This is a genomic window from Streptomyces sp. NPDC050674 (assembly GCF_040654575.1).
GTDB lineage: Bacteria > Actinomycetota > Actinomycetes > Streptomycetales > Streptomycetaceae > Streptomyces.
Genome location: NZ_JBFAIG010000006.1, coordinates 109320 through 122579, shown reverse-complemented (window position 1 = coordinate 122579; position 13260 = coordinate 109320). Strand labels below are relative to the sequence as shown.

At 73.2% G+C, this 13260-nt stretch carries 12 protein-coding genes; 10 read left to right on the top strand and 2 right to left on the bottom strand.

The window, feature by feature from the left end:
- Nucleotides 1–9: 9 nt before the first annotated feature.
- From AB0I06_RS12615 to AB0I06_RS12580, 8 genes are all read left to right on the top strand, one after another.
- Nucleotides 10–1083 (top strand): nitronate monooxygenase, encoded by a 1074-nt coding sequence (locus AB0I06_RS12615; RefSeq protein WP_363118748.1) that lies wholly within the window; start codon nucleotides 10–12, stop codon nucleotides 1081–1083.
- Nucleotides 1080–1820, top strand: a complete 741-nt coding sequence (locus AB0I06_RS12610) for a 16S rRNA (uracil(1498)-N(3))-methyltransferase (RefSeq protein ID WP_363118747.1) — start codon at nucleotides 1080–1082, stop codon at nucleotides 1818–1820. The genes AB0I06_RS12615 and AB0I06_RS12610 overlap by 4 nt, the downstream gene beginning before the upstream one ends.
- Before the next feature lie 26 nt (nucleotides 1821–1846).
- Entirely contained in the window at nucleotides 1847–2239 is a 393-nt protein-coding gene (locus AB0I06_RS12605; RefSeq protein ID WP_363118746.1) for a VOC family protein, read from the top strand.
- A 49-nt stretch (nucleotides 2240–2288) separates the two neighbouring features.
- Nucleotides 2289–2834 carry a hypothetical protein gene (locus tag AB0I06_RS12600; RefSeq protein ID WP_363118745.1) on the top strand — a complete coding sequence of 182 codons (546 nt, stop codon included), beginning with the start codon at nucleotides 2289–2291 and terminating at the stop codon, nucleotides 2832–2834.
- 45 nt (nucleotides 2835–2879) lie between these two features.
- Nucleotides 2880–6110 (top strand): S41 family peptidase, encoded by a 3231-nt coding sequence (locus AB0I06_RS12595; protein ID WP_363118744.1) that lies wholly within the window; start codon nucleotides 2880–2882, stop codon nucleotides 6108–6110.
- A gap of 98 nt (nucleotides 6111–6208) precedes the next feature.
- Nucleotides 6209–6562 (top strand): histidine triad nucleotide-binding protein, encoded by a 354-nt coding sequence (locus tag AB0I06_RS12590; protein ID WP_363118743.1) that lies wholly within the window; start codon nucleotides 6209–6211, stop codon nucleotides 6560–6562.
- A 6-nt stretch (nucleotides 6563–6568) separates the two neighbouring features.
- On the top strand, nucleotides 6569–7474 hold the full coding sequence (locus AB0I06_RS12585) for a ribonuclease Z (protein ID WP_363118742.1): 906 nt from the start codon (nucleotides 6569–6571) through the stop codon (nucleotides 7472–7474).
- Nucleotides 7475–7494: 20 nt separating this feature from the next.
- A complete protein-coding gene (locus AB0I06_RS12580) occupies nucleotides 7495–8487 on the top strand; it encodes an adenosine deaminase (RefSeq protein WP_363118741.1) in 993 nt (330 codons plus the stop codon).
- A gap of 13 nt (nucleotides 8488–8500) precedes the next feature.
- On the opposite strand, the gene AB0I06_RS12575 is transcribed toward AB0I06_RS12580, so the two are convergent.
- Both AB0I06_RS12575 and AB0I06_RS12570 read right to left on the bottom strand, forming a co-directional pair.
- Nucleotides 8501–9814, bottom strand: coding sequence for an MFS transporter (locus AB0I06_RS12575; protein ID WP_363118740.1), 1314 nt, complete (start codon nucleotides 9812–9814; stop codon nucleotides 8501–8503).
- A 203-nt stretch (nucleotides 9815–10017) separates the two neighbouring features.
- Nucleotides 10018–10800 (bottom strand): IclR family transcriptional regulator, encoded by a 783-nt coding sequence (locus AB0I06_RS12570; RefSeq protein WP_363118739.1) that lies wholly within the window; start codon nucleotides 10798–10800, stop codon nucleotides 10018–10020.
- A 94-nt stretch (nucleotides 10801–10894) separates the two neighbouring features.
- On the opposite strand from AB0I06_RS12570, the gene AB0I06_RS12565 reads away from it, so the two are divergent.
- Together AB0I06_RS12565 and AB0I06_RS12560 are read left to right on the top strand one after the other, a co-directional pair.
- Entirely contained in the window at nucleotides 10895–11842 is a 948-nt protein-coding gene (locus AB0I06_RS12565; RefSeq protein ID WP_363118738.1) for a 5-dehydro-4-deoxyglucarate dehydratase, read from the top strand.
- On the top strand, nucleotides 11839–13128 hold the full coding sequence (locus AB0I06_RS12560) for a glucarate dehydratase family protein (protein ID WP_363118737.1): 1290 nt from the start codon (nucleotides 11839–11841) through the stop codon (nucleotides 13126–13128). Before AB0I06_RS12565 ends, AB0I06_RS12560 begins: the two co-directional genes overlap by 4 nt.
- Nucleotides 13129–13260: the final 132 nt, after the last annotated feature.

Below are 13260 nucleotides of genomic sequence, written 5' to 3'. Positions count from 1 at the left end.
CATGCCGTCATGTCCTCCGCACTGACCGATCTCTTCCCCCACCCGATCGTGCAGGCCCCCATGGCGGGCGGCGTCTCCGTGCCGCAGCTCGCCGCCGCCGTGTGCGAAGCGGGCGGGCTCGGCTTCCTCGCCGCCGGGTACAAGACCGCCGACGGGATGTACCAGGAGATCAAGCAGATCCGGAGCCTCACCGGCAGGCCCTTCGGCGTCAACGTCTTCATGCCGCAGCCCGAGTACCCCGACCCCGCCGCCGTCGACGTCTACGCCCACCAGCTGGCCGGCGAGGCCACCTGGTACGAGACCGAGCTCGGCGATCCGGACAGCGGACGCGACGACGGCTTCGAGGCCAAGCTCGTGGTGCTGCGCGACAACCCGGTGCCGGTGGTGTCGTTCCACTTCGGTGTCCCGAGCCGTGAGGTCGTCGACACCCTGCACCGCGCCGGCAGTTTCGTGCTGGCCGCCGCGACCACCCCGGACGAGGCACGGGCCGTGGAGCGCGCGGGCGCGGACGCGGTGATCGCGCAGGGCGTCGAGGCCGGCGGTCACCAGGGCACCCACCGGGACATCCCCGAGACGGACGGGTCCGGCATGGGACTGCTGTCGCTGATCGCCCAGGTGCGCGAGGCCGTGAACATCCCGATCATCGCCGCGGGCGGCATCATGCGCGGCGGCCAGATCGCCGGAGTCCTCGCGGCGGGCGCGAGCGCGGCCCAGCTGGGCACCGCCTTCCTCGCCACGCACGAGTCGGGCGCGCACCCCCTGCACAAGCAGGCGCTGACCAACCCCCTGTTCGTGCGCACGGAGTTGACCCGGGCGTTCTCCGGCCGTCCGGCACGTGGCCTCGTCAACCGGTTCGTGCGCGAGCACGGCCCGTACGCGCCCGCCGCCTACCCCGAGATCCACCACCTCACCTCGCCGCTGCGCAAGGCCGCCGCCAAGGCCGGTGACGCGCAGGGCATGGCTCTGTGGGCCGGCCAGGGGCACCGGATGGCGCGGGAGCTCCCCGCCGGGCAGCTGGTCGAGGTGCTGGCCGGTGAACTGGCCGCCGCCCGTGCCGCGTTGACGGGCGGTGGCGTGCTGTGACCGCGCCGGTGTTCGTGGTCGAGCGCGTCGAGGCGGGCGGTGGCGGACGGTACGTCCTCGACGGGCCCGAGGGGCGGCACGCCGTCTCGGTGAAGCGGCTGCGCGCCGGTGAGGACGTCGTCCTCACGGACGGGGCCGGGCGCTGGGCGGACTGCGTCGTGCTCGACACCGAGGGCAAGGACCGGCTGATCCTGCAACTGGACGCGGTGCACGAGGAGCCGCCGGAGCAGCCGCGGCTCACCGTCGTCCAGGCGCTGCCCAAGGGCGACCGGGGGGAGCTGGCCGTCGAGACGATGACCGAGACCGGCGTCGACGCGATCGTGCCCTGGGCGGCGTCGCGCTGCATCACGCAATGGAAGGGCGAACGCGGGCAGAAGGCGCTGGGCAAGTGGCGCGCCACCGCCCGTGAGGCCGGCAAGCAGTCACGCCGGGTGCGCTTCCCGGAGGTGGCGGAGGCGGCCACGACCAAGCAGGTCGCCGCCCTGCTGGCCGGGGCGCGGTTCGCGGCCGTGCTGCACGAGAGCGGGGACACGCCGCTGGCCACGGCCGACCTGCCGGCCACCGGCGACATCGTGCTGGTCGTCGGGCCCGAGGGGGGCGTGGCGCCGGAGGAACTGGCGCTGTTCGAGGAGGCGGGGGCGAGGCCGTACCGCCTCGGGCGCAGTGTGCTGCGCACATCGACCGCCGGGACGGCCGCCGCGGCCGTGCTCCTGGCACGCACCGGACGTTGGTCCTGACCCCGTCCCGACCCCCTGGAGGCACCGTGGAACTCGCACAGGTACGTCTGCTCGTGACCGACTTCTCCGCCTGTTACCGCTTCTACGGCGAGGTCCTCGGCCTCAAACCGCAGTCGGGGGCGGCCCACGGGCCGTACGAGAAGTTCAGCCCCGCGGTCGGTTCCGCGGGGATCGCGTTGCAGGACCGGTCGATGATGGCCGAGGTGCTCGACGAGATGGGCGACACGGCGGCGGGCCACCGCTCCCTGGTCGTGCTGCGGGTGGACGGGCTGGACGCGTACTGCCAGGAGATCACCCTGCGCGGCGCCACGATCCTGCACGGCCCGGTACCCATGACCGACCGCATGCGGGTGGCCCATCTCAAGGACCCCGAGGGCAATGTGGTGGAGCTTCAGGAGTGGCTGCTGCTGCGCGGCTGACGCCTTTGCGCCCTACCGCGCGGCCCCCGACAGTGGCAGGCTCCCCTTCATGGGGGCTTCGATGAGTCATCTGCTGGGGCCGCGCGGGCGGCGCGTGGCGGTCGCTGCGACGTTCGCCGTGGTGGCGGTGGGCGGCGCGGTCGCCTGCGAGCCGGGCAGTGTGAGCGCCGCGTCCGTCGCCTACACCACCGACGAGACCGTGACCAAGGAGCTCAACCGGCAGAAGGCGGGCGTGCGGTGGCTCACCTGCACCGCCTCCTACGGGCAGAGCGGCACGAAGGCGTCACCCTCCGCGCGTGAGCGGACCGTGGCGACCGTCGACTGCGAGGGCGAGACCGACGACGGCAAGGACATCACCGTCGACGGCAAGGTCACCCACGCGGTGGACGGCGCCTGCGTACGCGGCGACATCACCGCCAAGGTGGACGGCAAGGTGTGGTTCGAGGTCGACGGACTCGGCGACTGCGACTCCACCAGCCCGCCCCCCGTCGGCGGGCCGCCGAACGGGCAGCCCGGGCCGACCGTCACGGTGACCGTCACCCAGACCATCTGGTGCGAGCGGTACCCGGACTGCCGCCCCGTCGAGGGCAAGTGATCCGAACCCTGTCCGCGCGGCGGCGTCCCTGCATAGGGTGATCGGGTGACATCGCCTGCTTACCTCCGGTTCCCCCATGTGCACGGTGACCTGGTCGCCTTCACCGCCGAGGACGACGTCTGGCTCGCTCCGCTCGGCGGCGGCCGGGCCTGGAGGGTCAGCGCCGACAACATGCCGGTGACCCAGCCCCGCATCTCGCCCGACGGCACCACGGTCGCCTGGACCTCCACGAGGGACGGCGCCCCCGAGGTGTTCATCGCCCCGGTGGACGGCGGTCCCGGCAAGCGGCTGACGTACTGGGGCAGTCTCAAGACCCAGGTGCGCGGCTGGACCGAGGACGGCCAGGTGCTGGCGATCAGCACCGAGGGCCAGGCGAGCCTGCGCCGCACCTGGGCGCGCGCCGTCCCGCTGGACGGCGGCCCGGCCACCACCCTGCCGTACGGGCCCGTCGGTGACGTGGCCCACGGCCCGCACACGGTGCTGCTGTCCGCGCCGATGGGGCGCGAGGCGGCCTGGTGGAAGCGCTACCGGGGCGGTACGGCGGGCAAGTTGTGGATCGACCCGGAGGGCGACGGGCAGTTCGTGCGGCTGCACGAGCAGCTCGACGGCAACATCGAGTACCCGCTGTGGGCGGGGGTGGGGGTCCCCCCTGTTCGAGCGGAGCCGAGAACTCGGGGGAGGATCGGGTTCCTCTCCGACCACGAGGGCACCGGAGCGCTCTACTCCTCCCTCGCCGACGGCTCCGACCTGCGCCGGCACACCCCGCTCGGAGGCTTCTACGCCCGGCACGCGGCGAGCGACGGCACCCGTGTCGTCTACTCCAGCGCCGGTGAACTGTGGGTGCTGGACGACCTGGAGGGCGCCGAGCCGCGGCGGCTGGAGGTGCGGCTGGGCGGCCAGCGCGCCGACCTCCAGCCCTTCCCGGTGAACGCCTCCCGGTGGTTCGGGTCGGCGTCCCCCGACCACACCGCGCGCGGCAGCGCCGTCGCCGTACGCGGCTGTGTGCACTGGGTCACCCACCGCTCCGGGCCGGCCCGCGCCCTGGCCGCGACGCCCGGGGTGCGGGCCCGGCTGCCGCGCACGTTCCGCGCGGACGGCGAGGAGTGGGTGGTGTGGGTGACGGACGCCGAGGGCGACGACGCCCTGGAGTTCGCGCCCGCCACCGGACTCGCCCCCGGGGCGACTCCGCGCAGGATCGCCGCAGGACAGCTCGGCCGGGTCCTCGACCTCGCCATGGCACCCGACGGCAGCCGGGCCGCGGTCGCCTGCCACGACGGGCGACTGCTGCTCGTGGAGCGGGAGACGGGCGAGGTGCGCGAGGTCGACCGCAGCGAGAACGGCGATGTGTCGGGGCCCGTCTTCTCGCCCGACTCGTCCTGGCTGGCCTGGTCCCACCCCGGCCCGCGGCCCCTGTGCCAGCTGAAACTCGCCAACACCACCGACCTGTCGGTCACCGAGGCCACCCCGCTGCGCTTCCAGGACTACGCGCCCGCGTTCACCATGGACGGCAAGCACCTCGCGTTCCTGTCGACCCGCTCCTTCGACCCGGTCTACGACGAACACGTCTTCGACCTGGCCTTCGTGGTCGGCGCCCGGCCGCACCTGATCACCCTCGCGGCCACCACGCCCTCCCCGTTCGGGCCGCAGCGGCACGGCCGGTCCTTCGAGACGCCCGACCGGGACGAGACCCCCGACAGCGAGGGCACTCCCACCACCCGCATCGACCTCGAAGGCCTCGCCGACCGCATCGTGCCCTTCCCGGTCGAGGCCGCCCGCTACTCGAACCTGCGCGCCGCCAAGGACGGCGTCCTGTGGCTGCGCCACCCGGTCACCGGCGTGCTCGGCGCGTCCCGGGCCACGCCCGACGACGCCGACCCCAAGTCCGAGCTGGAGCGCTACGACCTCGCCCAGCAGCGGGTGGAGCATCTGGCCGCCGACGCCGACCACTTCGCGGTCAGTGGGGACGGCAAGCGGGTGCTGCTGTGGACCGACGGACGGCTGAAGGTCGTCCCCAGCGACCGGCGCGCGTCGAGCGACGAGGACAGCGACACCAACATCACCGTCGACCTGAGCCGCGTCCGCCAGCTCGTCGACCCGGCGGCCGAGTGGCGTCAGATGTTCGACGAGAACGGCCGCATCATGCGGGACCACTTCTGGCGGCCCGACATGAGCGGCGTCGACTGGGACGGCGTCCTCGACCGCTACCGGCCGGTAGTCGAGCGCATCGCCACCCACGACGACCTGGTCGACCTGCTGTGGGAGGTGCAGGGCGAACTCGGCACCTCCCATGCCTACGTCATCCCGCGCGGCGGCCACGGCGGCGGCCCCCGCCAGGGCCTGCTCGGAGCCGACATCTCCCGCCACGAGGACGGCAGTTGGCGCGTCGACCGCATCCTGCCCTCCGAGACCTCCGACCCGGACGCCCGCAGTCCGCTGGCCGCGCCCGGCGTCGCGATCCGCCCCGGGGACGCCATCGTCGCGGTCGCGGGACAGCCGGTCGACCCGGTGACCGGCCCCGGCCCGCTGCTGATCGGCACGGCGAACAAGCCGGTCGAGCTGACCGTCTCCCCGTCCGGCGGCGGCGACCCCCGGCACGCCGTCGTCGTCCCGGTCGCGGACGAGGAACCCCTGCGCTACCACGCCTGGGTAGCCGACCGTCGCGCCTACGTCCACGAGACGTCGGGCGGCCGTCTCGGCTACCTCCACGTCCCGGACATGCAGGCGCCCGGCTGGGCCCAGATCCACCGGGACCTGCGCGTCGAGGTCGCCCGCGAGGGCCTGGTCGTCGACGTCCGCGAGAACCGCGGCGGCCACACCTCGCAGCTGGTCGTGGAGAAGCTGGCCCGCCGCATCGTCGGCTGGGCGGTGCCGCGCGGCATGCGCGCCTACAGCTACCCGGAGGACGCCCCGCGCGGCCCCGTCGTGGCCGTCGCCAACGAGTTCTCCGGTTCCGACGGCGACATCGTCAACGCGGCGATCAAGGCCCTGGGGCTCGGCCCGGTCGTCGGCACCCGCACCTGGGGCGGTGTCATCGGCATCGACAGCCGCTACCGCCTGGTCGACGGCACCCTGGTCACCCAGCCCAAGTACGCCTTCTGGCTGGAGGGCTACGAGTGGGGCGTGGAGAACCACGGGGTGGATCCGGACGTGGAGGTCCTGCAACGCCCGCAGGACCACGCGGCGGGGAGGGACACCCAACTGGACGAGGCCATCCGACTGGCACTGGAAGCGCTGGAGTCAGCACCCGCCAAAACGCCCCCGGTCCTGCCCACCTGAGGGACGCGGGGAACGGCGCGACCAGCCACAACGCACCCGCACCCGACGACGATACGATGCCCCAGTCGGACCGCACCGGCCCAACCCACGGAGGAGACATGGCAGGGGAGCCCCAGGAAGACTGCCTGTTCTGCAAGATCGTCGCAGGCACCGTCCCGGCGACGATCGTCCGCCGGACGGACACCACCATCGCGTTCCGCGACATCAACCCCCAGGCCCCCACCCACGTCCTGATCATCCCCAAGGCCCACTACGAGAACGCCGCCGCCCTCGCCGCCGCCGACCCGGCCCTCACCGCCGACGTGCTGCGCGAGGCCCAGGCCGTCGCCGACGAGGAGCAGCTCGACAGCTACCGCCTGGTCTTCAACACCGGCAGCGGCGCCGGCCAGACGGTGTGGCACGTCCACGGCCATGTGCTCGGCGGCCGCGGCCTCGCATGGCCCCCCGGGTAGCCCGCCTTGTCCGTACGTGAACTCGTGGTGCTCGGCACCGCCAGCCAGGTCCCGACCCGGCACCGCAACCACAACGGCTACCTGCTGCGCTGGGACGGCGAGGGCATCCTCTTCGACCCCGGCGAGGGCACGCAGCGCCAGATGCTGCGTGCCGGGGTCGCCGCGCACGACCTCAACCGGATCTGCGTCACGCACTTCCACGGTGACCACTCCCTCGGCCTCGCCGGAGTGATCCAGCGCATCAACCTCGACAAGGTCCCGCACGAGATCACCGCCCACTACCCCCGCTCCGGGCAGCGCTTCTTCGACCGGCTGCGGTACGCCACCGCCTACCGCGAGACCGTCGGCATCACCGAGGCGCCCATCGACACCGACGGGCCCCTCGCCCGCACCGGCGGCTACACGCTGGAGGCCCGGAAGCTGTCGCACCCGGTGGAGTCGTACGGGTACCGGATCGTCGAGCCGGACGGCCGGCGCATGCTGCCCGAGCGGCTCGCCGCGCACGGCATCAAGGGCCCGGACGTCGGCCGCATCCAGCGCGAGGGAGAGCTCGGCGGAGTCTCACTCGACGACGTCAGCGAGACCCGGCGCGGGCAGCGGTTCGCCTTCGTCATGGACACCCGGCTGTGCGACGGCGTGTACGCGCTCGCCGAGGGCTGCGACCTGCTCGTCATCGAGTCGACCTTCCTCGACGAGGACGAGGAACTCGCCGTCGAGCACGGACACCTGACGGCTGCTCAGGCCGCGCGGGTGGCCCGGGACGCCGGAGTGCGGCACCTCGTGCTGACCCACTTCAGTCAGCGCTACACCGACCCGGAGGAGTTCGAGCGGCAGGCCCGGGCCGCCGGGTACGACGGCGAGCTGACCGTGGCCCGCGATCTGCTGAGGGTGCCGGTTCCGAAGCGTCGGTGAAACGGCCGTACGATGAATTGATGTCCCTCCCCAAAGCCGAACTGCACCTTCACATCGAAGGCACCCTGGAACCGGAACTCGCCTTCGAGCTCGCCGCGCGCAACGGCGTCACGCTGCCGTACGCCACCACGGACGAGCTGCGCGAGGCCTACCGCTTCGAGGACCTCCAGTCCTTCCTGAACCTGTACTACGAGCTCATGGCCGTCCTGCGCACCGAGCGGGACTTCGAGGACCTGGCGAACGAGTACCTCGCCCGGGCGGCCGCGCAGGGCGTGCGGCACGCGGAGATCTTCTTCGATCCGCAGGCCCACACCGGCCGCGGCCTGGAGCTCGGCGCCGTCGTCGAGGGGCTGTGGCGCGCGCTCGGGAACAGCGAGGCCAACCACGGTGTCTCCACCCGGCTGATCCTGTGCTTCCTGCGCGACGAGTCCGCCGAGTCGGCCCTGGCCACGCTGGACGCCGCCAAGCCCTATCTGGACCGGATCACCGGCATCGGACTCGACTCCGCCGAGGTCGGGCACCCGCCGGTGAAGTTCCGCGAGGTCTACGAGGCCGCCGCGGCGCTCGGTCTGCGGCGGGTCGCCCACGCCGGTGAGGAGGGCCCGCCGGAGTACATCACCGAGGCGCTGGACGTCCTCGGCGTCGAGCGGGTCGACCACGGGCTGCGCTGTGTGGAGGACCCGGCGCTGGTGGAGCGGCTGGTGCGCGACCGGGTGCCGCTGACCCTGTGCCCGCTGTCCAACGTCCGGCTGCGCACGGTCGACACCCTCGCCGACCACCCGCTGCCCGCCATGCTGGAGGCGGGCCTGATGTGCACGGTCAACTCCGACGACCCGGCCTACTTCGGCGGCTACGCCGGCGACAACTTCGATGCCGTGCGCGCCACCCTCGGCCTCACCGAGGAGCGGCTGCGCGAGCTCGCCCGCAACTCCTTCCTCGCCTCCTTCCTGGAGGACGACGAGGAGCTGCGGGCGCGGTATCTCGCCGAGGTCGAGGCCTACACCTTCGGATAGCCCCCGGCCGGCCTCAGTAGACCTCCGACCCCGCCTTGCCGTAGGCACGCTGGGCGGGGACGGCGGCGGCCTCCACGGGGATCTCCACCACCGGCTGTTCCGGGGCGCCGATCTCGGGGACCACGCCGGTGGGGGTGCCGGTGGCGGCGGCGACCAGGGCGGCCGGGTGGCCGCCGCGGCGGCGGATGGCCCCGGGCAGCAGCGGGCGTCCGCCGGTGTGCAGGGCGACGGCGGTCATCGGCAGGGCGATCACGAGCAGGCCCGCGCCGAGCACCGCGCCCATGACCGGGAACCCGGCCTGCGCCGAGAGCACGCTGCCGGTCAGCGGCCCGGCGGCGGTGCCCAGCGAGGACGCCGAGCCGACCAGCACCGCCCAGCGGCCGCGCGGGTCGAGCGAGGCGGCGAGTCCGATGAGATACGACAGCACCACCGGGTAGAGCGTGTTCCAGGCGATCTCGCCGGCCGCGAAGCCGCCCAGGCCGGTCGCGGAGGCGCTGAGGGCGATGCAGGCGGCGATGAGGATCGTGCCGCCGCCGATGGGCACGGCACGTCCCAGCCGGGCCCCGAGGGCACCCGCCGCGAGGACACCGGCAAGGCCGGCGCCGAGCCCGAGCGCGAAGACGACTCCGACGGTGGCCTCGCCGAGGTGCACCTGCTCGATCCCGATCCGGCCGCTCACGCCCCACAGCGCGTTCTGGGCGAGCGACCAGCACACCATGGCGGCGGCCAGCACCAGCCCCGAACGGGCATGGGGCAGCCGGGCGTTGTCGTGCCGGGCGGGGGCGGCGGGCGTACCGGCGGGGAGGCGGCCGGTGAGCGGCCACACGGCCAGGGCCGTGAGCGCGATCGCGGCCAGCGGCAGACCGTGCCCCGGGCCGAGGTGCGGCACCGTCAGATACACGGCGCCCGCGAGGGCGGAGACGCTCAGCAGCCCGGCCGTGGAGGCCCGGTGGGGGTCCTTCTGACCCGCTATGAGGGTCGCGGCGACGGTGGTCGCCGTGCCGGAGCCGAAGCCGCCGACCATCGCGCCGGCGACCACGACGGGAATCGTGGTGCTCAGGGCGGCACCGCCGTAGCCGAGCAGGGCCAAGGCGAGGCCGAGCCGGGCGAGGGCGCGGGCTCCGATCCGTTCGACCCGGGAGGCCAGGGCGAATCCGGCGGCGGCCGAACTCAGCAGCAGGGCGCTGCCGACGGCTCCGGCCTGCGTGGCGGAGAGGGGAAGGTCCGCATCGAGTCTGCCGACGGTGGTGGGCAGCAGATACGGAGCGAGGTACCCGGCCGTGAAAAGGGCGACGAGGGGCCAGGGAGTGGTGCGGGGGGCGAACACGGGCGTTCCCAGGGCATGCGAAAGGAGCGGCGAGAAAGGGGGATTGGGCGACGACCGTCGACGGACAGGAACGCGCGAGCAATTTGTATCAAGCACATAGTCGGACACGGGAGCCCGGGGCGTGTGATCTGGAGCACGTTGCGTTTGGGGTGGTGAAGCCCGGGTAAACGAGAGCCCCCCGCCGGGCGTCGCCGGTGTTCCCGCTAGCGCCAGTGCACCGATCCGGACCCCGTCGGAACCGTCGCCTCGGCCTTGATCCGGATCTCCCGCATCACCGCGACGATCCGCTCCTCGTGCGCGGGTGTGAGCCGGGCGACCGGCACCGAGCAGCTGATGGCGTCCAGCGCGGGGGTGTCGTAGCGCAGGGCGAATCCGAAGCCGACGATGCCCGTCACGCCCTCCTCGCGGTCGACGGACCAGCCACGGGCCCGGACCTGCGCGAGGTCGGCCGCCAGGGACTCCCGGCTGGTGTGCGAGTTCGGCGTCAGTGCCTCGTACGGACCCTCGGGCAGCTCCGCGTCGGGGCGTTCGGCCAGCAGGGCCTTGCCCAGGGCGCCCACGTGGGCGGGCAGGCGCCGCCCCACCCGGCTGATCGTCCGCAGGTACTCGTGCGATTCCCGCGTGGCCAGGTATGCCACGTCCCGGCCGTCCAGGCGGCCCATGTGGATGGTCTCGCCGAGCGCCTCGGACGCCTCGTCGAGATACGGCCGCACCGCCCGGACCCGGGGATCGGAGTCGAGATAGCTCGTGCCGGTGAGCAGCGCGTGGATGCCGATGCCGTAGAGGGAGCCGGTGACGTCGGTGCGGACCCAGCCGCGCGAGATCAGGGTCTGGAGCAGCGCGTACATCGAGCTGCGTGGCACGCCGAGCGCGTCGGCCAGCTCCTGGAGCCGGGCCGGGCGGTCGCCGCGCGCGGCGAGGAGTTCCAGCAACTCGACCGTGCGCGCCGCCGACTTCACCTCGCGGACGCCCCCTGTGTCTGGCATGCGCCGATGGTAGTCGCGCCGCCCGGGCGGTTGACGTTCGTATACCCAACCCTCATTCTCATATATGGATGAGGTCTACATGAGGAGATGGGAGATGACCGTGAGCGCTGGTCCTACGGCGGTCGCGCGGCGGCTGAGGGACGGAATGGCGGGCGGCGTGCTGTCGTTCCCGCTGACCGCCTTCCACGACGACGGCACCCTCGACCCGGACGGCTTCCGCGCCCACGTCGCGGGGCGGCTCGCCGCCGCGCCCGGCGCCGTCTTCCCGGCCTGCGGCACCGGCGAGTTCTTCTCACTCGACGAGGACGAGTACCGGCAGGTCGTCACCATCACCGTCGAGGAGGCCGCGGGCCGCGTCCCCGTCGTCGCGGGCACCGGCTACGGCTGGGCACAGGCCACCCGGTTTGCGCGCATCGCCGAGGACGCCGGAGCCGACGCACTCCTCGTACTGCCGCACTACCTGGTCGCCGCCCCACAGGACGGCCTGGTCGCCCAGCTGGAGCAGATCGCCGCCCGCACCACGCTGCCCCTGATCGCCTACCAGCGCGGCCAGGTCGCCTTCACCGCCGACTCGCTGCGCCGCGTCGCCGCCCTGCCGAACGTCATCGGCCTCAAGGACGGCCACAGCGACCTCGACCGGCTCCAGCGCCTCACCCTGGCCGCGCCCGAGGACTTCCTGTTCTTCAACGGCGCCTCCACCGCCGAGCTCCAGGCCCGCGCCTACGCCACCGTCGGAGTCCCCGCCTACTCCTCCGCCGTCCACGCCTTCGCCCCCGAGATCGCCGGCGCCTTCTTCACCGCCCTGAACGACGGCGACCACGGCACGGTCGACAAGCTGCTGCGCGACTTCTACGTCCCCTTCGTCGAACTGCGCGACCGCGTCCCCGGATACGCCGTGTCCCTGGTGAAGGCGGCGGCCCGACTGCGCGGGCACCCGGTGGGGCCGGTGCGCGCCCCGCTCACCGACCCCTCGCCCGCCGACCTCGCGGCCCTCACCGCCGTCCTCACCACCGGACTCGAGCTCGTGGGAGCCGCCCTGTGAACCTCGCCATCGCCGACGTACGGCTGACGCCGGTCCTGGTCGCGGACCCGCCGCTGCTGAACACCCAGGGCGTGCACCAGCCGTACACACCCCGGCTGATCGTCGAGGTCGTCACGGCCGACGGCATCACCGGCGTGGGGGAGACCTACGGCGACACCAAGTACCTGGAACTGGCCCGGCCCTTCGCCGAGCGGCTGAAAGGACGCCAGGTCAGCGATCTGAACGGCCTGTTCACGGTCGCGGACCAGGTCGCGGTGGACGCCTCCCGCGTGCGCGACGCCGTGGACGTCGGAGGGCTGCGCGGCGTCCAGACCGCCGACAAACTGCGGCTCTCCGTCGTCTCCGGCTTCGAGGTCGCCTGCCTGGACGCCCTCGGCAAGGCGCTCGGACTGCCCGTGCACACCCTCCTCGGCGGCAAGGTCCGCGACGCCGTCGAGTACAGCGCCTACCTGTTCTACAAGTGGGCCGCCCATCCGGAGGGCGTCGCCTGCGAGAAGGACGACTGGGGAGCCGCCGTCGACCCGGCCGGAGTGGTGGAACAGGCCCGGCGGTTCACCGAGCGCTACGGCTTCACCTCCTTCAAGCTCAAGGGCGGCGTCTTCCCGCCCGACCAGGAGATCGCCGCCGTACGGGCCCTCGCCGAGGCCTTCCCGGGGCATCCGCTGCGGCTCGACCCGAACGGCGCCTGGTCCGTCGAGACGTCCGTGAAGGTGGCGGGGGAACTCGCCGGCGTCCTGGAGTACCTGGAGGACCCGGCGCTCGGCACCCCCGCCATGGCCGAGGTCGCCGGGCGCACCGGAGTACCGCTCGCCACCAACATGTGCGTGACGACCTTCGCCGAGATCGAGGAGGCGTTCACCCGGGGCGCCGTCCAGGTCGTGCTCTCCGACCACCACTACTGGGGCGGGCTGCGCAACACCCAGCAGCTCGCCGCCGTCTGCCGCGCCTTCGGCGTGGGCGTGTCTATGCACTCCAACACCCACCTGGGCATCTCGCTGGCCGCGATGACCCACGTGGCGGCCACCGTCCCGGACCTCCACCACGCCTGCGACTCCCACTACCCCTGGCAGTCGGAGGACGTCCTCACCGAGCGGCTCGCCTTCGAACACGGCAAGGTCGCCGTGTCCGACGCCCCCGGCCTCGGTGTGGAACTCGACCGCGAGCGGCTGGCCGCGCTGCACCGGCGGTGGCTGGACGACGACGGTGCCCTGCGGGACCGCGACGACGCGGCGGCGATGCGGATCGCGGACCCCGGGTGGGTGACGCCCGCCATGCCGCGCTGGTAGCGCCGCTGTCACCGGGGCGGGGGGCGCGCGAGGGGCCACCGTGCGCTGACGGGACGGGCGGCTCCGGCGTGATCGACGTCCTGCCCTGGGCGACGTGGTGCAGACTGGCCTGATCCGCACCACGTCAGGGAG